Genomic DNA, 25145 nt, shown 5'->3' on the forward strand with positions numbered 1-25145 from the left:
CCGACGCGCCCGCGTTCCGGCCGCACTTTCGCGTTCCGCCTGCTAGGCCGCACAGCGAGGTGCCGCACCCATGAACACTCCTCCCCCACCTCGGACTTCCTTGAGATCTTTGCGCGTGGCCGCCCTCGCCTCCGCCGTCCTCCTGCTGCTCGCCGGCTGCTCCGGTGCCGCCGACGACTCCGGGCTCGACGCGGGCACGGGCGCGGCGAAAGGGGCGAGCGCCGCGCGGTTGCGGATCGCCCTGATCACCCATGCGGGCAAGGACGACGCCTTCTGGGAGCGGGTGCGCAAGGGGGCCGAGGTCGCCGCCGCCAAGGACGGTGTCGAGCTGACGTACGCGAACGACTCCGACGCGGCGGGACAGGCCCGGCTGGTGCGCGACGCGATCAGCGACCGGGTCGACGGCATCGCGGTGACCCTGGCCAAACCCGCCGCGATGAAGGCTCCGGTGGCCGCGGCGCGCGCGGCGGGCATCCCGGTGGTGGCGCTCAACTCCGGTATCGACGCCTGGAAGTCCCAGGGGGTCCTGGAGTACTTCGGCCAGGACGAGATCGTCACCGGGGGGGCCGTCGGGGACAAGCTGAACGGCCTCAAGGCCAAGCACGCCCTGTGCGTCATCCACGAGCGGGGCAATGTCGCCCTGGAGGCGCGCTGCGCCGGTGTGAAGAAGACCTTCGCCGGCGAGACCGAGAACCTGTACGTGGAGGGCACCGACCCCGAGGCCGTGGACGGCGTCCTCACGGCCAGGCTGCGGCAGGACCCCGGCATCGACGAGGTCGTCACCCTCGGCGCGCAGTTCGCGCTCGACGCCGTGGACTCGGTGAAGGCGGCCGGCAGCAGGGCCCAGGTCGCCACCTTCGATCTCAACGACGACGTGGTCAAGGCGATCCGCGCCGGGAGCCTGCAGTTCGCGGTGGACCAGCAGCCGTATCTGCAGGGCTACCTCGCGGTGGACTCGCTGTGGCTGTACAGAACGAACGGCAACATCAGCGGGGGCGGTGTGGCTCCCGTGCTCACCGGGCCCGCGTTCGTCACCCGGACGAACGTCGCCGCGGTAGCGAAGTTCGCCGCCGCCGGCACACGGTGACCCAGACCCGACGACAGCTCCCCAGGAACAGCCCACTCCGCTCACCCTGACCGCCCAAGGACGACCATGCCCGACCGGAAAGGTGCCCGGCGCCGCCTCGGCTCCATACGTCTCTCCCTGATCATGCTGGCGCTGGTGCCGAGCGTCACCCTCACCGCGATGTGGGGTGTGACGACCACGCAGTTGTTCTCGGAAGGCCTACGGCTGCGCTCGCAGACCGAGCTGAGCAGGTCGACCGGCGCGATGGGCACCGAGACCACGCTCGCGCTGCAGGGCGAACGGGCCGTGTCCGCCGCCTGGCTGGCCAGGGTGCCCGGTTCCCGGGCCGCCCTGGACGAGAAGCGCGCGGCGACGGACGCGGCGGTCGCCCAGCTCGTGCGGCGGTCCGAGGAGATCCAGCGGGCGCCCTCGCGCATCGCCGACCAGCTGTACTCGGTCCTCGGCTCGGTGGGCAGCCTGGAGTACTACCGCGACCAGGTGGACCGCCCCACCGACATCACCGCCCAGCAGGCCCTAGACCAGTACACATCGATCATCGACGACCAGATCCACGCCTTCCAGCAGCTCTCGCAGGTCGACGACGGTGACCTCACCTCGCAGGCCGGACCGCTCGTCGCCCTCGAACACGCGGCCGAGCTGACCTCGCAGGAAGACGTCGCGCTCACCCTGGCCTGGCCGTCCGGGCACCTCGACGAGAAGGCCTGGGAGCAGTTCGTCCAGCTGGTGAACACGCGCCGGTGGCTCGTCGAGGACCAGATCGTGCCCGCGTTGAGCGGCAGCGCGAAGACGCAGACCGAGCGGATCCTGGCGAGCGCGGACTGGCGGACCCTGACGGAGGTCGAGGACCAGGTCCTCGCCGCGCGGCCGGCCGGCGGCACGGGCCGGGTGGCGCTGCCGGACGCGGGGAAGCGGTGGACGGCCGCGATGGCGAAGGTGTCCGTGCGCTACACCGCCCTGATCCGGCAGCAGACCTCGGGTCTGCTGGACCGGAGCGCGGACAAGGCGCACGAGCAGCTGCTGACGGCGGCCTCGCTCAGTGCGGGCGGGCTGGTCGCGCTGTTGATCTGCCTCGTCATGTCCTGGCGGATCACCCGCTCGCTGTCCCGGCGGCTGCGGGGTCTGCGGGAGGCCACGCTGGGGCTCGCGCAGGAACGGCTGCCGGACGTGGTGGCACGGCTGGAGCGCGGCGAGAAGGTCGACATCGACCGGGCGGCGCCGGAGCTGGACTACGGCCCGGACGAACTGGGGCAGGTGGCCAAGGCGTTCAACACGGCACAGCGGACGGCCGTGGAGACCGCCGTCGAACTCGCCGACACCAGGCGGGGTTTCCAGAAGGTGATCCTCGGGATCGCCCGGCAGAGCCAGAACCTGGTCAACCTCCAGCTCAGCCGGCTGGACACGCTGGAGCGCGAGCACCAGGACCCGGACGTGCTGGCAGGTCTGTACGAACTCGACTCCACGGCCAGCCAGTTGCGGCGGTACGAGGAGAACCTGGTCATCATCAGCGGCGGGCGGCCGCGGCGCAGCTGGACCGAGCCGGTCGCACTGGTCGACATCCTGCGCAGTGCGGTGGGCGAGGTCGCCGAGTACCAGCGGGTGCAGGTGCACACGGAGGAGGAGGTCTGCCTGGCGCCGCCCGCGGTGGCGGACGTGATCCACCTGCTGGCCGAGCTGATCGAGAACGCCACGCTGTACTCCCCCGCGCCGAGTCCCGTCGGGGTACGGGCCGCCCTGGTCGCCAAGGGGCTGGCCGTCGAGGTCGAGGACCGGGGCCTCGGCATGTCGGAGGACGAGTACGCCGCCTTCAACGCCCACCTGGCCGAGGCGCCCAAGTTCGACGTGGTCGCCCTCGCCGACGACCTGCGCCTCGGCATGTTCGTCATCGCCCGGCTCGCCGACCGCCACGGCATCCAGGTGACCCTGCGCGCCTCGCCGTACGGCGGAACGACGGCGATCGTCCTGATCCCGCACGAGATCGTCGTACGGGAGGAGGACGAGACGCAGGGCCTTTCGGGGGCGACGCCTTCGGCGGCGGGGCGGGGGCGTGCGGAGGACGTCCGAGGTGCCGGTGGTGCCGCTCCCCTTGAGAGCGTCCGGAGTTCCGGCGACCCGGCGGCCTCGGCGGACGTCACGGCTTCCGGAGACCGGGCGGACCTGGCGGACGCTCCGAGCTCGGGAGGCCCGACCGACAGCGGGAGTGACGAGTCCGTGGCCGGACCGGTGACGCCCGGGCGCCTGCCCGAGGGCCGTGGCACCGGCGTCGCCCCGTCCCCCGCATCCCGCCCGGACGGGCCGGCGCCGCTCCCCCGGCGGGTGCCGCAGACCAGTCTGGCCGTCGAGCTGCGGGAGGACGCTCCGGCCGTCCGCGAGGACGAGGGCGCCGACGAGTTCACCGCCGACCACGCCGCCTCCTCGCTCGCCGGATTCCAGCGCGGCACGCTCCGCGCCCGGGACGAGGACGACGGTCCCCCCGGCACCCTGGAGGACTTGACCGCGGGGACCGCACCGGCCGACGTACCGAAGGAAGCCACGCCCCACAGGACCGGCCCGCTCGGCACCGCCGAGGCCGGGTCCACCGGCGACGGCGTTCCGGAAGACGCGGCCGCTGCGGAGGGCGCCCCCACCCCGGGCACCCCAGCCGGCAGCCCCGGCCGGCCCCGCCCCCTCAACGCCCCGGCCACCGCCCAGGACACCCCTGCCGAAGACCAACCGCCCCCCGCCGAAGCGACCGCCCCCCACGATCCGCCCGCCGCCGGGACCGCCCCGCCCGGCGCCCCGCAGGACGCGGTCGTCGTCGCCCCTACTCCGCATACCGATCGCTCGTGAAGGACACGCCATGACACGCCCCACCCCCGCCACGCACACCCAGCTGGACCAGCTGCTCACCGGACTCGTGGAGCGGGTCGCCGACGTGACGCAGGCCGTCGTGCTCTCGGAGGACGGGCTGGTCGTCAGCAAGTCCACCGGGTTCCTGCGCGACGACGCCGAGCGGCTGGCGGCGACCGCGTCCGGTCTGATGAGCCTGAGCAAGGGCGTCAGCATGGACTTCCGCGGCGGACCGGTGCGTCAGGCGCTCATCGAGATGGCCAACAGTTTCCTGATCCTCACCTCCGCGGGCCCCGGCGCCCATCTCGTCGTCCTCACCGGACCGAACGCCGACGTCGGTGTCGTGGCGTACCAGATGAACATGCTGGTGAAGAAGATCGGCGAGCACCTGAGCGCGGCACCCCGGGCCGGCATCGGCCCCACCGGCGGGTGAGGTGACCGACAGTGACGCGTCCGGCCGGCTGGTGCGCCCGTTCGCCCTGACCGGTGGACGGACCAGACCCAGTCGCGCCGACTTCACCCTCATCACGACGGTGACCGCGGTGGACCCGCCACCGGAGCAGGCGCCACGCCCGCAGGCCGAGCAGACCCGCATCCTGCGCCGGTGCGCCCGCCCGGTCGCCGTGGCGGAGCTGGCCGCGCTGCTCGACCTCCCGGTCAGCGTGGTCGTGATCATGCTGTGCGACCTCCTGGAGGCGGGCCTGATCACGGCGCACCCGCCGCGCCCCGTCTCGCCCCGCACCCCGGACCTGGACCTGTTGCAGAAAGTGAGGGAAGGCCTTGGCCGGCTCTGACACGCTCGCCGCCGGGACAGCCGGTACTCCCGCCGCGCCCGACACCGTCAAGATCCTGATCGCCGGGGGCTTCGGTGTCGGCAAGACCACCATGGTCGGGTCGGTCAGCGAGATCGCCCCGCTGCGCACGGAGGAACCCCTCACCGTCGCGGGCCTGGGCGTCGACGACCTCGCCGGGATCGAGGAGAAGCGGGCCACGACCGTGGCCATGGACTTCGGCCGGATCACGATCAGCGACGAACTCGTGCTCTATCTCTTCGGCACGCCGGGGCAGCAGCGGTTCTGGTTCATGTGGAACGACCTCGCCGTCGGCGCCCTGGGCGCGGTCGTCCTGATCGACGTCCGCCGCCCGGAGTCGAGCTTCGCCGCCGTGGACTTCTTCGAACGCCGGCGCATCCCCTTCGTCGTCGCGGTGAACGGCTTCGACGGCCGGCACCCGTATCCGGCCGAGGACATCAGGGAGTCCCTCGCCCTGCCGCGCGAGGTCCCGGTGGTGCTGTGCGACGCCCGGCTGCGGGAGTCGTCCCGGGACGTGCTGATCACTCTCCTGGACCTGCTGATCGCCGCGGCCGTCGACTAGGCCGGTCAAACCGGCCGCCCGGTGCGGGCACTCCCGGTCGAAGGGGAACATCGGGCGCGGATGCCGTGGCGCCCGAGGCGCGGCAGGCTCGGTCGCCGGTTCCCGGGGTGAGAGCGGTCTTCCGGTCGGCGGCCGTCGCGAACAGTTCCGGCTCCAGAGAGCCGATCTTGACGAGCACGGCATGCGTCGTCCGCGGGCGACGGCGACCGGCACGGCGAAGCGCTCCTCGAACCAGTCCCGTACCGGGAAGCGGTTCCAGCCGGGCATGCGCGCGGGCAGCAGGGTCACCAGGCCCGGCTCGACGTCGAGCGGGCCCGGCAGGCGCAGCCGACGCCCCGCAGCCGGGACGGGCCGTACAGGCTGATCAGCGTCTGGAGCGTGTCCGCCAGGTCAACCGCGACCCCGTACCCATCGCTGCCGCCGATCCACAGCACCTTGCGCGGCCGCCCGCCGGTGGAGGACCGCGTGCCCTCCTCAAGGGCAGGCAAGAGCCTGGGCGGTGCCGCGCTCAGTTCGACTCGCCGCTCCTGAGCGATCCGCCGCCGGCCCCGCCCACCGCCCTGATCAGGGTCGCCGCCTCGCGCTGAATACGCTGAACGACGTACGAGCCTCCCGCGTGGTCCTCGTCGCCCATCCCGTGCGCGACGAGGCCGCCCGCAAGGGCACCGAGGTAGTCCGCGGCCTCCACCACATGCCAGTCCACGTTCACGTACTGCCCCTCGCGCAGCCGCTCACGTACCGCGGAAGCCTCGCTCAGGATGCGCCCGACCTGCCGGGACACCTCGCTCCTGACCTCTTCGGGCAGTTCGGCTCGCGCGAGCTGTCGGAGAATCCGTTCACATGACGTCAGCAAACTGTCCAGCAAGCCGAATTCACGCCCGACGACGAATCCCGCGTCCAGTGGGAACGGCAGGGACACCTGCTGCGACTCGAGTCGGTGCGACTGCGTGCGCGGGTTGTAGGGGTGGAGTTCGATGGGGGCGAGCGCGCTGAGGGCCGGACGGAAACAAGGATGGATGTGGAACTCCGTCTCGTGCGACTGAATGGTCTGCTGCGCACCTCCGGCGTAGACCACGCCGTTGCCTCTCTTGACGCCGAGGAAGTTCACCGCGAACAACGTGTCGATGACCCCTTCCAGGGTGAGGACTTCGGCGTACTCGGGGAACTGCCGGTGCAGCGCCTCGCGATGGGCGTCGAAACGCTGCTGCAGGGCGCCCCGCAGCACGACGAACCCGGCTCCTTCCAACATGGCGAAGAGCCGGGCGAGAAAGGGGTAGTTGACCAGGTACTCATTCGCCAGGTCCTGAAGCTTCCACTGCGAGAACTGCACAGTGGCCAGCAGGACGTCGGCCTCGCTCACCCTGCGGTGACCTCGTTCCTTCGCGGTGTCCCGGCACAGGTTCAGGAACTGGATCGCGTCCCGGGGGCGGGGCAGCGCCCGGGAGAACAGGTAGCCGGCCGTCTCCTCACCCTCGACGCGGGCCGGGAAGACCTCGCCCCACAGCTGTTCCGGGGTGAGCGAAGCCCTGAGGGAGGCACGGGCGCGGATCAGCGAGACATCGTACAGATCCTCGTAGGTCCAGCCGATGCGGGCCTCGTCCCCGCGGAACTTGTCGGCGTTGCCGAAGATGAGACTGTCGTAGATGTCGGAGCGCAGGAACAGCACACATCGCACCGCCCGGGGGAAGGCGGCAGCCGCGTGTTTCGAGGCCAGCAGCAGGCCCACCACCATGGAGTTGCTGTCCGGGTCGAGAGACCACACCTGCTCGACCTGGTCGACCAGCAGCAGCAGTGGTTCGTGCTGTGTCCCGCAGCGCAGCTCCGTGAACGCCGCGAGCACCCCCTTCTCCAGCACCCTCAGCTGACGGTCGGCCCTGGCCCCTTCGGAGGCACCGGCCAGGTCCACGGAGGCCTTCACCCCGAAGGCCTCCAGGGCGAGCGAGGACTGCAGGCCGCGCCGTCCGTTCAACAGCCGGTCGTAGAGGCGTAGTTCGTCGCCCTCGCCGCTCGCCCGCAGAAACCTCTTGAGGACGCGCACGCTCGGCGGAGTGATCCGGCGGTGTTGTCTTGCGTGTCGCACCAGATGGCGGGCGGCCTGGACCGCGAACACGTACCGCCAGATCAGTGACTTGGCGGTGTCGGGGGTCAGGCCCTGGAGTTCGAAGCGACGGATCTCCTCACCGGCCGCGTCATCCGGGGTGATGAGCACCGTGGCACCCGGATAGACGCCCGGCGCCATCAGCCGCATGCAGATGGCACTCTTTCCGGCCCCCTTGCGGCCGATGACGAGCGACTTGCGGCCTGTCAGGGCGGCGTCGTAGGCCGAGTTGGGGCGGAAACCAACCTGGAGCAGTCCGCTCTGGTTGTCGTTCTCGGCGTCGTCGCGGCCGAAGAACAGCTGTGCGATCAGATCGGTTTCAGGCTCGGTCATCACTCCCCCAAGTGACCGTCGGAACACCACGATACGGATGCCCGGTCAGGAAAGCCGCCGAAACCGGATGTTCTCCCGATGCGTCCCACCAGGCGAGGGACGGGGGGACGGCATGCGACGGGATCATCTTCTGCCCGGCGACCCACTGAAGGTGGGGAACTACTGGGTGGCCGCCCGACTGGGGTCCGGTGGCCAGGGCATCGTCTACGAGGCCTACGACGACTCGGGCATTCGCGTGGCGGTCAAGGTGCTGCGTCCCGAGGTGGCAGGGGATCCTGACTCACGCGGCAGGCTTCTCAAGGAGGCACAGGCCGTCCAGCGAGTCGCGTCCTTCTGCACCGCGAAACTGTTGCGAGCCGAAGCCGACGCCGAACAGCCTTACCTGGTCAGTGAGTTCGTGGCCGGCCCGAGTCTGCGCGCGAGGGTGCTCCAGGACGGGCCGTTGGCGGGTGACGACGTACGCCGACTCGCCATCGCCATGGCGACCGCGCTCGCGGCGATCCACCAAGCCGGTGTCGTGCACCGGGACATCAAGCCGGACAACGTCATCCTGGGCCCTGACGGGCCACGGGTCATCGACTTCGGCATCGCGCGGACGGCGGACATGACGCTCACCGCGACCGGTGGACTCACCGGCACTCCCTGCTACATGGCGCCCGAGGTGCTGAACGGCGGCCCGGCGGGGCCGGCGGCGGATGTCTTCGCCTGGGGGGCCACCGTCTATTTCGCGGCTACGGCCCGGGACGCCTTCAGCGCGGAAACTCTTGGCGAGGTCACCCGGCGGGTCGGGGAGCACCAACCCGACCTCACACCGCTGCCCGATCCGCTGCGCGCCCTCACCGCAGCCGCCCTGAGCAAGGATCCGGACCAACGCCCAGACGCACTGAGGCTGTTGCACGGTCTGGTGATCGAGGGGCTCGACACTGTTCGGGATCTGGAGGCCGACGGCCAGAACGGCCGAGGTCTCGTGGTCCGGCCCTCCGCGGGCGTCTCCGTCTCCCACATGCCGCTCGGCACCATCGCGGAGCACACCTACTGCCAACTGGATCCCGCGGCCCAGGCCGCCGCCAGGTCGGCCTTCCTTCGCCTGATCCAGCCCGGGGTGGATCCACAGGGCAGGCAGGACTCCGTACGCGCCGCCCGGGTCGAGGAGATCCTGGACGCCTGCCGCCCGGGCGACTCGGGGCCGGCGCGCAAGGCGCTCGACTCGTTCACCGCGGCGGGCCTGCTCACCCGGGACGGCCCGACCGTCCAGCCGACCAGTCCCGCCCTTTTGCGGGCCTGGCCCCGGTTGCGGGACTGGGTGCGGGCCGACCGGGACCGGCTGCGGGGACACCGGCGACTGGGTGCCGCCGCGCTGCGCTGGGAGTCCGAGGGGCGGCCCCGCTCGGCGCTGCATCAGGGCGAACAGCTCGGACAGGAGGTCAAGTGGGCTGCCGAGGCTCCCGATCACCTGCGACTCACGCCACTGGAAAAGGAGTTCATCGAGTCCTCCGCACTCCAGCAGCAGCGCAGAGCACGTCAGCGACGGTATCTCGTCGGGGTCGTGGCGACACTGCTGGTCTTCTCCCTGACCGCAGGGGTCCTGATCTGGCAGAAGAGCAGGTCGAACTCCTACCGGGCCCGGGTGATCGCCCAACAGGAACGGGACATGGTGGCCCGGAACATCGCGGCCCGCGCGGATTCGCTGCGGAAGTTCGACCCTCGGGCGGCCATGCTGCTGAATGTCGCCGCATGGCGGGTCTCCCCGGTGTTCGAGGCGCGCAGCGGGCTGCTGTCGGCCGCGGCACAGCAGGACGCCGACACGTTCACGTTGCCGCGGATGGACATCGCGCTCAGCCGGGACGGCTCGACTCTGCTCGGGTTCACCGAGAAGGGCGTGCTCCGGGTCTACGACGCCGCAACGCACCGCCTGCGCCAGGAACGGCGGCTGACCAAACCGTCGGGGACCTACCCGAGCGCGGCTCTCAGCCCCGCCGGGGATGCCCTGGCCGTGTCCACCATGGAGGGGGTCAGGGTCTGGAACGACGGCGGCAGGGCCGCGGTTCCCGGGAGTTTCGGCGACGAAGACAGCGAGGTGCTGGCTCTGGGGGCTGCCGGAAAGGCGCTGGTGGTGAAGGACGATCACCATGTCCAGGTGTGGGACGTGCCGTCGCGTCACCTGCTGGCTCGGATCCCCCGCGACTACTCCCCCGACACCCAGGTCGAGGGCGACCTCTCCGGCACCGGCCGTCTGGCCCTGTGTGCGTGGGACGGGTCGTTGGAGCTGTGGGACATCACATCGGCACGCCGAGTGGGGCGGCCACTTGTCACCGACACCGACATCACCGAATGCCACACCGGTTCCGTCAGGTTCAGCGACGACGGTTCACGGCTGGCGGGGCTCGTCCACTCCGGAGCGTACGCCCTCGGCGATGTGCGAGTGTGGCGCGCGGACACCGGCAAGCAGGATCCCGCGTACGAGGGCATACGGTTCACGGCCGACAGGCCGAACGCCTTCCTGGTCACGCTGGCCTTCCGGCGGGACGGCAAGGCCCTCGCGGTGGCCGACGACCGGCAGATCCAGCTGTTCGAGCCCGGGGGGCCGGACACGGCGGGGGCGATCCCCCGGGCCGTCTACCCCCTGCAGCACGAGGGAGCCGCGTCACTGTCCCTCGCCGACGACGGTCGCACGGTGCGCTTCATCCGCACCCCCGACGCGGGACCGGCCCTGAGGTCGGTGGACCTGCTGGCCGGCGCCGTGGTGGGAGGGGCGAGCGGCCCGGCCGGAAACACCCTGTTGTCCGACGACGGGCGGGTCCTGGCCCGCGAGGTCGTCGGCCGCGGACACATCACCGTACGCGTCGAGGATCCCGCGTCCGGCAGACTCCTCGGCCGCCCGATCACCGCCACCGTGCGGCGGGGGACATCGGCCGGGCCGCCCGAGGCCGTTCCGATGGCGCTCAGCGATGACGGCCGCTTCCTGGCACTCGCCGATCCCCGGTCCGGGACAGCCGGGGTGTGGGACACCCGCGCTCGCCGTCTCCTGCGGACGATCGTGTTCGTCGTTCCCTTCGGAGGAGTGGGAAACCGTCTCGACAGCGGTTTCTTGTTGAGCGGCGACGGCAGCGTCCTCGTCGTGACGTCCTCGCACGACACCGTCGAGGCACGCGCCACGGCGACGGGCCGCCTCGTCTGGGCATCACCGTCGGGGACCGGCGCTCCGCTGGCCCTCTCCCCGGACGGACGGCGACTGGTCACCGCGACGGGAGCGGTGGTCGACCTCATGACCGGCCGCACGCGACACGTCCGACTCGCCCAGTACGACACGGCGACTCAGGCCGCCTTCAGCCCGGACGGGAAGATGCTCGCCGCGTCCGACTACGCCGGCGGGCTGGCGCTGTGGGACGGGAGACTCACCAGGAAGCTCGTCGCTCTGGACGGGGACAACGCCTACAACCAGGGATTGGGAACGCTGTCCATGGGCGGCATGCTCGCCTTCTCCCAGGACGGTTCCACACTGGCGGTACTGGGGCCCCTCGAAACAAGCGTGCAGTTGTGGGATCTGGCGTCCCTGCGCAGACTCGGTCCACCGCTGCCGACGGCGTGGCGCTGGGTCCCGTTCGCCACCATGGCCCTGGACCGGAAGGGCCGGCACCTCTACAGCACCTACGAGGAGTCGTCCGACAACGGCGTCGTTCACAAGACCTACCTGGCGGCGACCCCACTGGCCCCCGCCCTGGTCGCCCGTTCCGTCTGCGACCGCGTGGGACGTGACCTCACCGCCGGGGAATGGTCGTTGTACATACCCGAACTGCCGTTCCGGCGAGTCTGCGAACGAGACAAAGGAGACAACTGACCGGCGCGGGCCCATCCGCACCCACGCCGGTCATCGAGCGAGGTCAGCCCAGACCGTTCGTCTTCAGCCAGGCCTTCGCCACGTCCAGCGGGTCCTTGCTGTCCAGCTGGACCTGGGAGTCCATGTCGAGCAGGGCCTTGGTGTCCAGCTTGGCCGAGACCGCGTTCAGGGCGGCCACGCCCTCCTGGCTGAGACCGGACTTGTAGACCAGCGGGGTCACGTTCGCGAAGCCGAAGAGGTTCTTCGGGTCCTGGAGGACGACGAACTTCTCCTTGGTGATGGTCGGGTCGGTCGTGAAGACGTCCGCGGCCTGCACGGTGTTCTTCTTCAGCGCCGCCTGGGTCAGCGGGCCGCCCGCGTCGAGCGCCTTGAAGGACTTGAACTTCAGTCCGTACTGGGACTCGAGGCCCAGCAGGCCCTGCTGCCGGGTCTGGAACTCCGGCGAGCCGCCGATGACCAGGTTCGGGGCGACCTCCTTGAGGTCGGCGAGGGTGGACGCGGCGGTCAGGCTGTACTTCTTCGCGGTCTCCGCGTTGATCGTGACCGAGTCCTTGTTCTCCGCGGGCGCGGAGTCGAGCAGCGTCAGCTTGGAGTCGAGCTTGGCCTTGGTCGCGGCGTCCACGGCCTGCGCCGACTCCTGCTTCGCGTCCTTGTCCAGGTAGGCGAGGAGCGAGCCGTTGTACTCGGGAAGGACGGTGATGGAGCCGTTCTTCAGGAGGCCGTAGGTGGTCTCGCGGCTGCCGATGTTGGGCTTGTAGGTGACCTTGATGCCCTTCGCCTTCAGGGCCTCGCCGTAGATGTCGGCGAGCAGGATGCTCTCGGCGAAGTTGTTCGAGCCGACGACGACGGTGTCGCCGCCGGCGGCGGCGCCCGTGTCCTCGGAGAGCGGGTCGGAGGTGTCGTCGGAGGACCCGCATCCCGCCAGCAGGACCGCGGCGGCGGCGAGCGCGACGGCGGCCACGCCGGGGTTCTTCCTGATGGACCTGCGGTGTGCGGCGGTAGAAGTCACGATTCCCGTTCCGGAACTCAGGGGATTCAAGGTGGTTCAAGGGCGTTCGAGGAGGGAAGCCCTTGCACTGATCCAATCCAGCCTGTTCTGGCTCAGTCAAGACCGGCCTGGTCACAATTGACGCCAACCCGTAGCCGGTTGTGAAGGAAGAGCGAAACCGGCCCGCGGGGTGCCGTGCGGGTTGTAACGGATTCTTGACTCAGGGCAGCGGCAAGCGCTGTCCGAAGAGGCTGTAGTCTCGCCGAAGTTGGCGCCGGTCACACAGGCGTGCGGGAGCCACTCAGGTGTCCCTGTGCACCGTCCCGTAGCGATCAGGCCCGGTCGTGCGCGTTCTCACGCGCCGAGACCGAGACACCCCACGAAGGAGGGCTGGTGTCCACGAACGAGGTGGGCGCGTCCACCCGGTCGGCACCGTCGCCGGCCCGGGACGGCATACGTGGCAGCGGCAGACGGGGTATACGGGACTTCGCCGAGCGCTGGCCGTTCCGGCGCAAGCTGAACATCCTGGTGGGTGTGCCGCTCGCGGTGGTCGCCGTGCTGCTGGCCTATCTCTTCGCCGACCAGGTCGGCCAGTCCCAGGACGCCTCGGACGCGGCCCAGCTGGTCCGTGACAGCGCCCAGGTGGCCAAGCTCGTGGGGCAGTTGGAGGCCGAGCACCAGCAGGCCGTCCTGCTCTCCGTGCGCCACCAGTCCAACCGGAGCGGCGACACCCCCTCGCAGACCGCCTACCGCGAGGCGCAGACCCGCGTGGACAACCAGGTCGAGAAGGTCCGCGCGACCTTCGGCGACCGGCTGCCGCAGGACGAGGCCCGGGCGCTGCGCGAGGTCAACGGGCTCGAGGACCTGCGCAACACCATCGAGAAGGCCTATCTGCCCGCCGACAACATCGACCCGGCCTACAGCGACGCCGCCAAGGGTCTGATCGACGGCCTCGGACTCGACCGGAACCCGGCCCTCGCGGCCACCTTCACCGGCAACCTGCTCGACTCGCTGCTGCGCGCCGACGCGGCACACGGCTCCTTCGAGACCGGTGTCTTCTCCGCGACGACCGGTGACTCCAACGCCCTCATCGAGCTGATCGGCGCGATCGGCTCCTACGACGAGTACACCCACCAGGTCGAGCGCTTCGGCCGGTTCGCGACCCCGGCGCAGTCCGAGGAACTCGGCGACATCGAGCACAACACCGCGCAGGCGACGATCGCCCGGCAGTACGCCGAGCTCCAGATCGACCCGGGATCGCTCCAGGCGGAGACCCAGTCCGAGATCCAGGCCGCCTTCCAGACGGCGCTCGACTCCTACCCGGACTACCGCGCCCAGGCCCGGACCCGGCTGAAGACCACCACCTCGCTGATCGACCAGATCGCCGACCGCGCCGACGCCGCCTCCCGGGAGGCGCGCACGAACGCCGCCTGGCTGCTGGGCGCGGCGCTGCTCGGCTTCGTGCTCTGGCTCGCCTTCTCGGTCGCGGTACGGCGCTCGGTGGTGCGTCCGGTGCAGGCGCTGACCGGTGCCGCCAAGCAGGTCGCGGAGGTGGCGGGTCGTGAGCTCGCCCGCGTGGCCGACGACGACGCCGAGGACGACGGTCCGCCGCGGCTTCAGGAGATGCCGGTCACCGCGAAGGACGAGATCGGTGACCTCGCCGACGTGTTCAACCAGGTGCAGACCACGTCGCTCGCGCTCCTCGAACGCCAGGTGCTCAGCCGCCGCAACGTCGCCGAGATGTTCGGCAACGTGGGCCGCCGGGTCAGCAACCTGACCACCCGGCAGCTGGCCCTGATCGACGCGGTCGAGCGCGGCGAGACGGACCCGGCGCTCCTGGAACGCCTCTACAGCATCGACCACATCGCGGTCCGGCTGCGCCGCAACGCCGACAGCCTGATGCTGCTGGCCGGCATCCGCGAGACGGTCCTCGACTCCGGGCCGCTCGCCCTCACCAACGTCGTCCGTGCCGCGCTCGGCCAGATCGAGGGCTTCCAGCGGGTCTCCCTCCAGGTCGGCACGGAGGTCATGGTCGAGCCGGACATCATCGGCGACCTCACGCTGATGGTGGCCGAACTCGTCGAGAACGCCGTGGCGTTCTCGCCCGCGGGCAGCCCCGTCGAGGTGATCGTCAAGGACGGCCACGAGGGCGCGCTGGTCGTGATCTCCGACCACGGTCTCGGTATGAGCGCCGAGCGCCTGGAGGAGGAGAATGCCCGCCTCATCCGCCGCGAACGCCTTGACCTGGTCCCGACGAAGGTGCTCGGCCTGTTCGTGGTCGGCACCCTGGCGCGCCGCTGGGACGTGAGCGTGGCTCTCTCCCGCACCCCGGGAGGCGGCGTCACGGCCGAGGTGACCATCCCCTCCTCGCTCCTGCTGACGATGAGCCCGGTGGCGGTCGCCGCGGACCACTCCGGCGCCCTTACGGCCGCGGCGGCGGAGTCCCGTACGGTCTCGGCGGCAGCCTCCGGGCCGGCCGCGGTCGCAGCGCGCTCCGGCGCGGTTCCGGCCGCCGCCGCGGGTGTCGGTTCGGACGCCGCCGCGGGGATGCGCCCGGTCCCGGCCTGGGCCTCGGACAGCGCCTCGGACACGACGCAGGCCCCGGATCCGGTCCGAGCGACAGGTCCTACGGCCGTACGCCCCGACTCCGGCCAGGAGGCGGCCGCGGGCCCGGTGGCCCGGGGTACCGCTGCCTCCGGGCCCGGTGTCAGGGGGGCCGCCGGCGGCGATCACACCCCGCTCCCGCGCCGGGTGCCGCACCGCGACACGGCCCCCACCGGCCCGGACACCGCGTCCGCGGTCTCCGAACCCCCTTCTCCCGCACCCCCGTTCGTCCCGAAGGCCCGCACCGGCGAAGAACCCGGGACCGGCGAGGGAGGCGAGGCCTCCCGCCCGCTGCGCCGCCGCGTCCGCGGTGCCACCCTGCGCACCACCGTCGGCGCCGAGGCCGTGCAGAAGACGGCTCCGCTCCCGCCCGCCGACCCCGAGGCCGTACGCGACGCGCTCGACGAGTTCGAGGCGGCCGTGGAGCGCGCCCACCGGGACAGCGACACCGGCAGCCACAGCAGACCCGTACTCGGGAACGCCGTGGAGACCCACCAGACCGCATCCAACCCCCCGCACGACCAGAACCACTCCCCGGAAGGAGCGGAGCAGTGAGCACGTCCACAGGTGACACGCCTACGGAAGGCACCACGCCCGCCGACCTGCAGGCCGCCGCAGCCGACTTCACCTGGCTGCTGAACCGTTTCGCGACGGAGACCGCGGGCGTCGTCGACGCCATCGCCGTGTCCTCGGACGGGCTGCTCATCGCCGTGTCGGAACTGCGCGAGCCGGCCGACTCCGAGCGCCTGGCCGCGATCGTCTCCGGCATCACGAGCCTGGCCGCCGGAGCCTCCGGCAACTACGGCCTGGGCGGCCTCAACAAGGTCATCATCGACCTGGAGGGCGGCCATGTGCTGGTCTCGGCGATCGGCAGCGGCGCCGTGCTCGGCGTCGTCACCGACAAGGAGGCCAAGCTCGGCAACATCGCGTACGAGATGACGTTGTTCGCGAACCGTGCCGGTGCCGCGCTCAGCCCCCAGCTCGTGCTCGAACTGAAGAACAGCGTCGGCGCCCCGTCGAAGCGCTGACCGAGGAGGAAGCGCAGTCATGGCGGACGGCAGCACGCCTCCGGACCCGGAGCCGGGCGGTCCCGTACCCGCCGTACGGCCGTTCCTCGTCACCGCCGGCCGGGTGGCACCCGATCCGTCCGGCCGGACGATGCCCGTCGAGACCCAGGTGGTGGCCACCGCCGAGGGACTCGACGGGCTCGACCGGCTCTCCTTCGAACAGCACGACATCGTCGCCGCGTGCCGGATCCCGCAGTCCATCGCGGAGATCGCGGCCCGGCTGCGGCTGCACCTGAACGTGGTCAGGATCCTCGCCGAGGACCTGCGTACGGCGGGGCAGTTGACGGTGCACGTGCCCGACACCGGCGTCACCCACGACGCCTCCGTCCTGCGCAGGCTCATCGACGGCCTGCGTGCCATCCCCGACTCCCGAGGGGTACTCCGTGACACCGACTGAACCGGCCACCCGGCCCTCGGCCGCGCCCTCCGCCGCCGTACGACCGCCGCTGCCGGTCAAAATGGTGATCGCGGGCGGCTTCGGGGTGGGCAAGACCACGGCGGTCGGCTCGATCTCCGAGATCGAGCCGCTGACCACGGAGGCCGCCATCACCGAGGTCGCGGCCGGCGTGGACGACCTCAGCCACACCCCGCGCAAGACCACGACGACGGTCGCGATGGACTTCGGCTGCATCACCGTCGACCCGACCCTGAAGCTGTACCTCTTCGGCACGCCGGGCCAGGAACGCTTCGGGTTCATGTGGGACGACATCGTCGAGGGCGCGCTCGGCGGACTCGTCATCGTCGACACCCGCCGCCTCGACGACTGCTATGCCGCGGTCGACTACTTCGAGCACAAGCAGATCCCGTTCGCGGTCGCCGTCAACGCCTTCGACGGCAGGGTCGAGCACACCCTGGACGAGGTCCGCTGGGCGCTGGACGTCAACGACCGGGTCCCGGTGATCGTCTTCGACGCGCGGGAGCGCGGGTCGGTACGGGACGCGCTGCTCGTCGTACTGGAACAGGCACTCGCCCGCACGCAGGCGTGACGGGTGCCGGGGGCACGAACTCCCCCGGCCCCGCGACTAGTTGCTCCTGAGCACGCCGCGCGACACGGTGAGCCGGGTGATCCCCCAGAACAGCGCCAGGGTGACCAGCGCCAACGCGGCGACCAGCGTCGCCCCGCCCACCACCTTCTCGTAGTCGCGCTGGTAGAGCCCGTCCACGATGTACCGCCCGAGTCCGCCCAGCGAGACGTACGCGGCGATCGTGGCCGTCGACACGATCTGGATGGCCGCCGAGCGCAGCCCGCCGAGAATCAGCGGAAGGGCGACCGGGAGTTCGACCCGGAAGAGCACCTCCGCCTCGTGCATCCCCATCCCGCGGGCCGCGTCCACCGGGGCGGGGTCCACCGACCGCATGGCCTCGTAGGTGGTGACCAGGATCGGCGGCACGGCGAGCACGACCAGCGGGATCATCACGTTGATCAGCCCGAACCCGAGCGACAGGGTCATCAGCACCAGCAGACCGAAGGTGGGCAGGGCCCGTCCGGCGACGGCGACGAAGGCCAGCGCGTTGCCGCCCCGCCCGTAGTGCCCGGTGACGAGACCGACCGGCAGTCCGATCGCCGCGGCGATGGCGAGGGCCTCCAGGGTGTACCGGACGTGCTCCCCGAGCCTCGTGGGAATCCCGTCGTAGCCCTGCCAGTGCGCGCTGTCGCTGAAGAAGGCGTTGATGAAGTGCAGGACGTTCACCGGGCGGCGACCTCCGGTTCGGGCCGCTGCGCGCGCCGCGCACGCGCGCCGCTCGGCATCCACGGCGTCAGAAGCAGTCGTAGGGCGACCAGCAGCCCGTCGGCGAGGATCGCGAGGACCGCCATGGTCACCACGGCGTTCACGGCGAGTTCGGGCCGGTTGTAGATGTTGGCGTCGTTGATGAGGTTGCCGAGCGCCCCCTGGTTGCCGATGAGCGCGCCGACGCTGACGAGGGAGATGCTCGACACGGTCGCCACCCGCAGCCCCGCGATGATGGCGGGCACGGCGATCGGCAACTGGACCTGGAGGTAGCGGCGTACGGGTCCGAAGCCCATCGCGGTCGCGGCCGCGAGGGTCTCCTGCGGCACCGAACGGACGCCGTCGACGATCGCCGGGACCAGGATGACGAGGGTGTAGACGGTGAGCGGGATCATCACCGTGAGCTCGGTCTGGCCGGTGTAGTCGATGAGGACGACGAAGAAGGCCAGCGAGGGGATGGCGTACAGCACGGTGGTCACCCACAGCACCGGCGGGTACAGCCATCTGAAGCGCACGCACAGCTGGGACAGCGGCAGGGCGATCAGCAGTCCGGCGAGGACCGGCAGCAGGGCTTCCCGCAGGTGCAGCCCGATCAGCCCGAGCCAGCTGTGCTGGAGGTCGCTCGGAATGTCGAAGAACCCGCTCATGGGCTGACCTCGGCGTCCGCACGGCCCTGGGCGTGGGCCCCGCGGATCGCCTCGCCGATGGCCTGCTGGGACACCACCCCGGCCACCCGCCCGTCGGCGTCGACGCCGACGGCCCATCCGGTGGGCGAGAGCACGGCACAGTCCAGTGCGGCCCGCAGCGAGTCGGTGCCGGCCACGAACGGCCGCCCGTACGGAAGGAGTTCAGCGGTGTCGACGCTCCCGGCGGTCAGAGCCTGCGGCTCGCTCCAGCCGAGGGGCTTGCCGTCCACGTCCGTGACGAGGAGGTAGGGCGCGTCGGCCGTGCCGCGGGCGGCGATCTGCTCGGCGGTGGCGTCCACGGCGACGACCGGCGTGGTCAGCAGCCGGAGTCCGGCGGAGGGGAAGAAGGAGAGCCGCCGGATGCCGCGGTCGGTGCCGAGGAAGTCCTCGACGAACGCGTCGGCGGGGCTGGAGAGCAGTTCGGCGGGCGGCGCGTACTGGGCGAGCTTGCCGCCGGTGCGCATCACGGCGACCATCGTGCCGATCTTGACGGCCTCGTCGATGTCGTGGGTGACGAAGACGATGGTCTTGCCCAACTCGTCCTGGATGCGCAGGAGTTCGTCCTGGAGTCCCTTGCGGACCACGGGGTCGACGGCCGAGAACGGCTCGTCCATGAGCAGCACCGGCGGATCGGCGGCGAGCGCCCGCGCCACACCGACGCGCTGCTGCTGTCCGCCGGACAGCTGGTAGGGGTACCGCTTGGCGAGCGAGGCGTCGAGCCCGACCCGCTCCATCAGCTCCCGGGCCCGGGCCCGCGCCTTCTCCTTGCCCCAGCCCAGCATGCGGGGCACGGTGGCGATGTTGTCGACGATCGTGCGGTGCTGGAAGAGGCCGGCGTTCTGGATGACGTATCCCATGGACCGGCGCAGCGTGTTCACCGGCTGCTGCCGGCTGTCCTTGCCGTCGATCAGGATGGTTCCCTCGCTGGGCTCGACCATCCGGTTGATCATCCGCAGGGTGGTCGTCTTGCCGCAGCCCGAGGGGCCGACGAGGACCGTGATCGAGCGGTCGGGAATCTCCAACGAGAGCCGGTCCACCGCCACCGTGCCGTCCGGGTACCGCTTGGTGACTGAATCTATCCGTATCAAAGCGCCGAATACCCTTCGGGTCTGGCAGAAGTTGTCCGCATTCGGCCGGTCCAGCAGGCCGTCCGGCAGAGTCTAGACGGCTTGTGTTACGTCGCTGCCCTGGGTCGCAGGCGTCGGGCTCCAGGCACCGACAGCCCGCCCCTCCACGTGTCGCGGCACAGAAGGGCCGGGTGGGTCGCGCGGCGCACCGTACGTGCTCGCCGAGGCGTTTCTCAGCGGCAGCGGCCAGACCGGCGCGGGCGCGTAGCCGGGAGGGCCCCGGCCGGGATCACTGGTCGGGGCCCTGCCGTCGTCCAGGGGACCTGCTAGGCCGCCTTCGCCTCGGCCGCCGGGAACCCCGGGGTCCGCAGCACCCCGCGGTCCGCGTCCACCGCGAAGACCTCGCAGCCCTCCAGGGACGCCGCCCAGTCCACGCCTTCGGCGCCCATCGCGAAGGCCGCCGTGGCGACCGAGTCGGCCTCCGTCAGGGTCTTCGCCACGACCGTGAGGCTGAGCAGGCCCGTCGCCGGGCGTCCGGTGCGGCCGTCGATGATGTGGTCGCCGCGCTCGTAGCGTGCGGACGTCGCGACCGCCCCGCTGTCCAGCGAGAGGACCGTGCACAGTTTGTCGGCGTGTTCGGGGTGCCGTACGCCCACCCGCCAGGGGCCGCCGGCGGCGGCCACGTCACCGCCGGCGTTGAGGACGAACCGCGTCGCGCCGGCCGCCGTCAGCAGGTCGGCCGCCCGCTGCACCGACCAGCCCTTGACCACCGCGCAGGGGTCGAGACGGCGGCCGGGCAGGCGTACGTCGAAGGCGCCGCCGGTGGCGACCCGGTAGTGCTCGCACAGGTCGAGGATCTCGCGCAGGTCCGCGCTCAGCGCGGCCTCGGACAGCTCGCCGCGGTCGTACCGCGACACCTCGCTGTCCTCCTTGAACGGGCTGAACCGGGCGTCCACCTCGCGCAGCCACGCGAAGACCGCGTCCGCCGCGGACTCGGGGACGTCCTCGTCGTCGACCCGCAGCGAGACGGGGAAGCTCATGACGTGTTCGACGCGGTGCATCAGGCCATCATGCCTTCGCGTCGATCGCGGCCTGGAGGGACTCCTTGTAGCCACCGGTGGTGATGGTCGCGCCGGACACCGTGTCGATGTCGGCGCTCTGCGCCTGGAGGGTCTCGGCGATCAGCTTCGGCACGGCCGCCGTGGTCTGCGGGTGGTCCGGCTGCTGGAGCATCTTCACGGCGGCGATCTTCGAACCCTCGAAGGTCACCTGGACCTGGACGGTGCCCTTCTCGGTGTCGACCGCGGTGCCGTCCACGGTCTGCGAGGAGGAGGCCGGGGAGTCGGAGGGGGTCGACGAGGCCGCCGACGCCGTCTTCGCGTTGTCGTCGATCGCGGCCTGGAGGGACTTCTTGTAGGCCTCGCTGGTGATCGTGGCACCGGAGACGGTGTCGATGTCCGCGCTCTGCGCCTGGAGGGTCTCCGCGACCAGCTTCGGCACGGCCGCCGTGGTCTGCGGGTGGTCCGGCTGCTGGAGCATCTTCACGGCGGCGATCTTCGAACCCTCGAAGGTCACCTGGAGCTGGACCGGGCCCTTCTCCGTGTCGATCGTGGTGGTCGTGACCACGTTCGTACCGGGCGCCCCGGAGGAGGACGTCGAGGGCGCGGGGGTGGTGGCCTGGACGGTCGAGGAGCCGGACGAGGGCTGGTACAGCCAGACGGGGACCAGGCCCGCGATGCTCAGGACGACGACAGGTATGGCTCGTTTCACGGTCTCTTCCTCATCCCGCCAGGCTGAAGCGCTCGAAGTGGGTCTGCGCCTTGGGCACGTTCAGCTCGCGCAGGCTGCCCAGGACCGCGGTCATCATCGGGGGCGGTCCGCACAGGAAGACGTCCCGTTCCGCGATGTCCGGCACGAGTCGCGCCAGCTCGCCCGCCGCCAGCTTGTCGGGCACCGGCGGTCCGGTGACCAGGTGCAGTTCGGCGCCCTTGGCGTCCGCGAGGTCGCGCAGCTCGTCGTAGAGGACGGCGTCCCGGTCGGAGCCGACCCGGTAGATGACGACGGTGTGGCCCTGCACCTCCTCCAGGAGGGCCCGGATGGGGGTGACGCCGACGCCGCCGGCGATCAGGACGGACTCGGGGCGGGTGCGGTGCAGGGCGGTGAAGGCGCCGTAGGGGCCCTCGGCGAAGACGCGGGTGCCGACCTTGACGTGCCTGAGGGCGGCGCTGCCCTCGCCGGCCGCCTTGGCGGTCAGGCGCAGGGTCCGGCCGTCGGGGGCGGCGGACAGGGAGAAGGGGTTGGCCTGCCACCAGCGGTCGGTGGTCAGGAACCGCCACAGGAAGAACTGTCCGGCGCGGGCGGGCAGTTGGTCGAGGTCCTTGCCGCTGATGTAGACCGAGACGACGTTGTCGTTCTCCGGGACGACGGCGGTGACGCGGAACTGGTGGCGCCAGTTGCGCCACAGCGGGAGCACCGCGCGGCCCAGGACGACCGAGCCGAGGGCGACGCCCCAGACGCCGTACCAGTAGGCGGTGGCGGCGGACGAGGACGTGAAGGTCGTACCGACCGAGACCTGGTGGGTGAAGGCCAGCACCACGGCGACGTACGTGTACAGGTGGATGAAGTGCCAGGTCTCGTAGGCGAGGCGGCGCCGGGCGTAGCGGGCGGAGACCGCGCCGACCACGAGGATCAGGAAGAACGCGACGACCGCGCGCAGCACCCCCTCGGTGGTCTCGGCGAGGTCGACGATCTCACCGATGGGGCCGACGTCCGTCCCCTCGGCGTAGCCGAAGCTGATGAAGACGACGTGTGCGAGGAGCGTCCACAGGATGCCGAAGCCGGTCCAGCGGTGCCAGGAGGTGAGCCGGTCCATGCCGATGCGGCGGTCCAGCCAGGGCAGCCGGGCCACCAGGACCAGCTGGAAGGCCATGATGAGCGCGGCGTACAGGCCGGTGAGGCGGCCGAGCACGATGAGCGCGTTGGAGGCGAAGCCGGCCTTGGCGAAGAACCAGGCGACAACGGCCGCGTTCGCGGCCAGCAGGGCGTAGAGCCCGGTGCGGGCCACGACCCTGGGGCGTTGTATCGCCGTGGGGGGCGCGGGGGGCGATTGGACGGTCGTCACGGACTAGCTCCTTGATCGGGGCCTGGGTAACGAGCTTCTCCGGCGGGAGCTGTCGTTTTCCTGTCGTACAACTTTCAAGAGCTTATCGATGTGGCCCCAGGGCCCATCCCGCGCCCGCTTCACGTCCCCCGTGCAGCACTATGAGCGGGTGGAAAAAGTACGACTCCTCGTCGTGGACGACGACCCGCCGATCGCCGATCTCGTGGCGACCGTCGCCCGCTACGAGGGCTGGGAGGCGGTCACCGCGAACTCCGGTGAAGAGGCGCTCAGCCGTGCCGCGGAGTTCCGTCCGGACATCGTGGTGCTCGATCTGATGCTGCCCGACATCGACGGTTTCGGCGTCCTGGACCGGCTGCGCCGCTCGGGCACGATGGTGCCCGTGGTGTTCCTCACCGCGCGGGACGCGGTCGCCGACCGGGTGGCGGGGCTCACCCGGGGCGGGGACGACTACCTGGTCAAGCCGTTCGCGGTGGAGGAGCTGATGGCCCGGCTGCGGACCGTGCTGCGGCGCAGCACCGGGCCCGGCTTCCAGCGCTCGGTGCTGCGGGTCGCGGACCTCACGATGGACGAGGACACCCGCGAGGTGCGGCGCGGCGACCGGCTGCTCACGCTCACCCCGACCGAGTACGAGGTCCTGCGGTACCTGATGCGCAAGTCGCCCACCGTGCTCACCAAGGCGCAGATCCTCGACCACGTGTGGGAGTACGGCTTCGGCGGCCGCTCCAACGTCGTCGAGCTGGTCGTCAGCCGGCTGCGCCGCAAGCTGGACGACACGGGCGAGCCGCTGATCCACACCGTGCGGGGCTTCGGGTACGTGATCCGGCAGGCGGCCGAATGAGGTCCCTTCTCGGCCGGGTGCGGTCGGCGTACCGGCGGATGCGGCTCGGCACCCGCCTGGCGCTGGGTCTCGGGGCGCTGGCCCTGGTGGTGTTCGCGGTCGTGGGCACCGCGCTGACCACGTACATGCGGGACTACCTGTCGGCCCAGCTGGACACCCAGCTGGCGCAGGCCCAGATCGCCCAGTCCAAGAGCATCGCGGACTACGGCACTCTTACGGGCAAGAAGTACTACAGCTGGTACTACGCCGTGTACGACGTCTCGGACGGCTCCCCGCGGATCCGCAAGCCCGAGGACCCCGGCGACCTGCCGACGGACGTCGGTGACTTCACCGCGCTGGCCGGGGCGCAGGCCGCCGCGCACACCGAGATCCTGAGCACCGCGCACCTCAGGGACGTCGGCGACTACCGGCTGCGGGCCTGCGAGGTCGAGCCGGGGGTGGTCCTGGTCAGCGCCGCGCCGCTGGAGGACATCGACGACACCGTGCGGCGGCTGATCACCGTCCAGGTGATCGCGTTCGGGCTGGCCCTGCTGGCGCTCGTCGTGGTCGGCCGCAGGCTGCTGCGGCGCGGGCTGCAGCCGCTGAGCGCCATGGCGTCCACCGCGCACGGCATCGCCTCGCACGACCTCACCGACACGGCGGCCCGGCTCCCGCTGCGCGCCGACAAGCGGGGCGGTGGCCCGGAGGTCGAGGAGCTGCGGACGGCGTTCAACACCATGCTGGAGCACATCGACGACTCGCTCGCGGTCCGCGCGGAGGCCGAGCAGCGGCTGCGCCGGTTCGTCGCGGACGCCTCGCACGAGCTGCGCACGCCCCTGATGTCCGTACGGGGCTACGCGGACCTCTTCCAGTACGCGGCCGCCAACGCCCCCGAGGAGCGCGACAAGCACCTGGCCCGGCTGCGCGCCGAGGCCGCCCGCATGGGGTTCCTCCTGGACGACCTGCTGCTGCTCGCCCGCCTGGACGCGGCCGAGGTCGAGACCCCGCTCAGGCCCGCCGAGGTGGACCTGGTGGAGCTGGTGGAGCACGCGGCCGACGCCTTCCGCGCGAGCCACCCGCACCATCCGCTGTCCTTCGAGGAGGGCCCGCAGGCACTGAAGCTGCGCCTCGACCCGCAGCGCGTGCGCCAGGTCCTCGACAACCTCCTCACCAACGCGGCCGTGCACACCCCGGCGGGCACGAAGGTGTCGGTCGGGGTGCGGGTGCGGGACGGGTACGCGCAGGTGCGGATCGCCGACGGCGGGCCGGGGATCCCGGCCGGCGACCGGGAGCGGGTCTTCGACCGCTTCTACCGCGTCGACAAGGCCCGCAGCCGGGACCGCGGCGGCAGCGGCCTCGGCCTCGCGGTGGCGAGCTCCCTGGTCCGGGCGCACGGCGGCACGATCGAGCTGCGCAGCGAGCCCGGCTCGACGGTGTTCACGGTGTCGCTGCCGCTGAGTCTTACGAAGCCGTGACGTGACGGCGCGGACCGGCCCTCCGGGCGGGTCG

At 71.3% G+C, this 25145-nt stretch carries 20 protein-coding genes and 2 pseudogenes; 12 read left to right on the forward strand and 10 right to left on the reverse strand.

Annotation, left to right across the window (positions count from 1 at the left end; genetic code table 11):
• Window positions 1-70 precede the first annotated feature (70 nt).
• The 5 genes from ACFYZ8_RS22755 (at window position 71) to ACFYZ8_RS22775 (ending at window position 5287) form a co-directional block, all read left to right on the forward strand.
• Window positions 71-1087: a substrate-binding domain-containing protein gene (locus tag ACFYZ8_RS22755; RefSeq protein WP_359028841.1), complete on the forward strand. Its 1017-nt coding sequence runs from the start codon at window positions 71-73 to the stop codon at window positions 1085-1087.
• 66 nt (window positions 1088-1153) lie between these two features.
• Complete coding sequence (locus ACFYZ8_RS22760; protein WP_388537059.1) at window positions 1154-3913, forward strand: nitrate- and nitrite sensing domain-containing protein; 2760 nt, start codon at window positions 1154-1156, stop codon at window positions 3911-3913.
• Between the two features lie 10 nt (window positions 3914-3923).
• Window positions 3924-4346 carry a roadblock/LC7 domain-containing protein gene (locus ACFYZ8_RS22765; RefSeq protein ID WP_030313681.1) on the forward strand — a complete coding sequence of 141 codons (423 nt, stop codon included), beginning with the start codon at window positions 3924-3926 and terminating at the stop codon, window positions 4344-4346.
• A gap of 1 nt (window position 4347) precedes the next feature.
• Window positions 4348-4707, forward strand: a complete 360-nt coding sequence (locus tag ACFYZ8_RS22770) for a DUF742 domain-containing protein (RefSeq protein ID WP_359028844.1) — start codon at window positions 4348-4350, stop codon at window positions 4705-4707.
• Window positions 4694-5287, forward strand: coding sequence for an ATP/GTP-binding protein (locus ACFYZ8_RS22775; protein ID WP_359028845.1), 594 nt, complete (start codon window positions 4694-4696; stop codon window positions 5285-5287). The genes ACFYZ8_RS22770 and ACFYZ8_RS22775 overlap by 14 nt, the downstream gene beginning before the upstream one ends.
• Before the next feature lie 32 nt (window positions 5288-5319).
• On the opposite strand, the pseudogene ACFYZ8_RS22780 reads toward ACFYZ8_RS22775, so the two are convergent.
• The 3 genes and pseudogenes from ACFYZ8_RS22780 to ACFYZ8_RS22790 form a co-directional block, all read right to left on the reverse strand.
• Window positions 5320-5483, reverse strand: a pseudogene (locus tag ACFYZ8_RS22780) (microcystinase MlrC family protease); the annotation flags it as partial.
• Between the two features lie 2 nt (window positions 5484-5485).
• Window positions 5486-5763 (reverse strand): annotated as a pseudogene (locus tag ACFYZ8_RS22785) (ROK family transcriptional regulator); the annotation flags it as partial.
• Window positions 5764-5795: 32 nt separating this feature from the next.
• A complete protein-coding gene (locus ACFYZ8_RS22790; protein ID WP_388537061.1) occupies window positions 5796-7718 on the reverse strand; it encodes a P-loop ATPase, Sll1717 family in 1923 nt (640 codons plus the stop codon).
• Window positions 7719-7830: 112 nt separating this feature from the next.
• On the opposite strand from ACFYZ8_RS22790, the gene ACFYZ8_RS22795 reads away from it, so the two are divergent.
• Window positions 7831-11556 (forward strand): protein kinase, encoded by a 3726-nt coding sequence (locus ACFYZ8_RS22795; protein WP_388537063.1) that lies wholly within the window; start codon window positions 7831-7833, stop codon window positions 11554-11556.
• Window positions 11557-11599: 43 nt separating this feature from the next.
• Here ACFYZ8_RS22795 and ACFYZ8_RS22800 read toward each other — a convergent pair whose 3' ends face one another.
• Window positions 11600-12565 carry an ABC transporter substrate-binding protein gene (locus ACFYZ8_RS22800; RefSeq protein WP_388537065.1) on the reverse strand — a complete coding sequence of 322 codons (966 nt, stop codon included), beginning with the start codon at window positions 12563-12565 and terminating at the stop codon, window positions 11600-11602.
• A 372-nt stretch (window positions 12566-12937) separates the two neighbouring features.
• Between ACFYZ8_RS22800 and ACFYZ8_RS22805 the strand changes: the two genes are divergently transcribed.
• The 4 genes from ACFYZ8_RS22805 to ACFYZ8_RS22820 are packed head-to-tail and all read left to right on the forward strand — an operon-like array spanning window position 12938 to window position 17201.
• A complete protein-coding gene (locus tag ACFYZ8_RS22805; RefSeq protein WP_388537066.1) occupies window positions 12938-15703 on the forward strand; it encodes an ATP-binding protein in 2766 nt (921 codons plus the stop codon).
• A complete protein-coding gene (locus ACFYZ8_RS22810; RefSeq protein WP_359028850.1) occupies window positions 15700-16176 on the forward strand; it encodes a roadblock/LC7 domain-containing protein in 477 nt (158 codons plus the stop codon). The genes ACFYZ8_RS22805 and ACFYZ8_RS22810 overlap by 4 nt, the downstream gene beginning before the upstream one ends.
• Before the next feature lie 19 nt (window positions 16177-16195).
• Window positions 16196-16612: a DUF742 domain-containing protein gene (locus ACFYZ8_RS22815; protein WP_359028851.1), complete on the forward strand. Its 417-nt coding sequence runs from the start codon at window positions 16196-16198 to the stop codon at window positions 16610-16612.
• On the forward strand, window positions 16599-17201 hold the full coding sequence (locus ACFYZ8_RS22820; protein WP_356014051.1) for an ATP/GTP-binding protein: 603 nt from the start codon (window positions 16599-16601) through the stop codon (window positions 17199-17201). Before ACFYZ8_RS22815 ends, ACFYZ8_RS22820 begins: the two co-directional genes overlap by 14 nt.
• Before the next feature lie 36 nt (window positions 17202-17237).
• Here the strand turns inward: ACFYZ8_RS22820 and ACFYZ8_RS22825 are convergent, their stop codons facing one another.
• From ACFYZ8_RS22825 to ACFYZ8_RS22850, 6 genes are all read right to left on the reverse strand, one after another.
• Window positions 17238-17906: an ABC transporter permease gene (locus tag ACFYZ8_RS22825; RefSeq protein ID WP_359028852.1), complete on the reverse strand. Its 669-nt coding sequence runs from the start codon at window positions 17904-17906 to the stop codon at window positions 17238-17240.
• A complete protein-coding gene (locus ACFYZ8_RS22830; RefSeq protein ID WP_359028853.1) occupies window positions 17903-18592 on the reverse strand; it encodes an ABC transporter permease subunit in 690 nt (229 codons plus the stop codon). The genes ACFYZ8_RS22825 and ACFYZ8_RS22830 overlap by 4 nt, the downstream gene beginning before the upstream one ends.
• Complete coding sequence (locus tag ACFYZ8_RS22835; protein ID WP_388537069.1) at window positions 18589-19719, reverse strand: ABC transporter ATP-binding protein; 1131 nt, start codon at window positions 19717-19719, stop codon at window positions 18589-18591. Before ACFYZ8_RS22835 ends, ACFYZ8_RS22830 begins: the two co-directional genes overlap by 4 nt.
• 305 nt (window positions 19720-20024) lie before the next feature.
• Window positions 20025-20759 carry an FAD:protein FMN transferase gene (locus tag ACFYZ8_RS22840; RefSeq protein ID WP_388537071.1) on the reverse strand — a complete coding sequence of 245 codons (735 nt, stop codon included), beginning with the start codon at window positions 20757-20759 and terminating at the stop codon, window positions 20025-20027.
• Window positions 20760-20766: 7 nt separating this feature from the next.
• Window positions 20767-21468: an FMN-binding protein gene (locus ACFYZ8_RS22845; RefSeq protein ID WP_388537073.1), complete on the reverse strand. Its 702-nt coding sequence runs from the start codon at window positions 21466-21468 to the stop codon at window positions 20767-20769.
• Between the two features lie 10 nt (window positions 21469-21478).
• On the reverse strand, window positions 21479-22819 hold the full coding sequence (locus ACFYZ8_RS22850) for a ferredoxin reductase family protein (RefSeq protein ID WP_359028857.1): 1341 nt from the start codon (window positions 22817-22819) through the stop codon (window positions 21479-21481).
• Window positions 22820-22967: 148 nt separating this feature from the next.
• Here ACFYZ8_RS22850 and ACFYZ8_RS22855 point away from each other — a divergent pair, with 148 nt between their 5' ends.
• Together ACFYZ8_RS22855 and ACFYZ8_RS22860 are read left to right on the forward strand one after the other, a co-directional pair.
• On the forward strand, window positions 22968-23657 hold the full coding sequence (locus tag ACFYZ8_RS22855; protein WP_359028858.1) for a response regulator transcription factor: 690 nt from the start codon (window positions 22968-22970) through the stop codon (window positions 23655-23657).
• The gene (locus tag ACFYZ8_RS22860; RefSeq protein ID WP_388537075.1) at window positions 23654-25111 is read left to right on the forward strand and encodes a sensor histidine kinase; all 1458 of its coding nucleotides are present in this window, start codon (window positions 23654-23656) and stop codon (window positions 25109-25111) included. Before ACFYZ8_RS22855 ends, ACFYZ8_RS22860 begins: the two co-directional genes overlap by 4 nt.
• The last annotated feature ends 34 nt before the right edge of the window (window positions 25112-25145 follow it).

This window comes from Streptomyces sp. NPDC001668 (genome assembly GCF_042893155.1).
Taxonomy (GTDB): Bacteria; Actinomycetota; Actinomycetes; order Streptomycetales; family Streptomycetaceae; genus Streptomyces.